The organism is Streptomyces lincolnensis (assembly GCF_021173675.1).
GTDB classification, from domain to species: Bacteria; Actinomycetota; Actinomycetes; order Streptomycetales; family Streptomycetaceae; genus Streptomyces; species Streptomyces lincolnensis_B.
In genome coordinates, this window is the sequence record NZ_JAIHON010000075.1 from 1 (window position 1) to 255 (window position 255).

Here is a 255-nt window from a genome sequence, read left to right on the forward strand (position 1 = left end):
CGGAGCACCCCTGGTCGAGCCCGAGGCCCCCGACCTGGCCGCCCGGGTGGGTCTGGCCACCACGCCGACGGCCGACTTCTACGACCTCGTCGTCATCGGCGGCGGCCCGGCCGGGCTCGGTTCGGCCCTCTACGGGGCCTCGGAAGGGCTGCGGACCGTACTGGTGGAGCGGTCGGCGACCGGCGGGCAGGCCGGGCAGAGCTCCCGCATCGAGAACTACCTCGGCTTCCCCGACGGCGTGTCCGGCGCCCAGCT

General features: G+C 75.7%; 1 protein-coding gene. It reads left to right on the forward strand.

Going from position 1 to position 255, the window contains the following annotated elements:
* Positions 1 to 255, forward strand: a 255-nt coding sequence (locus K4B79_RS48930) for an NAD(P)/FAD-dependent oxidoreductase (protein ID WP_232033720.1), incomplete at both ends; no start/stop codon positions are given.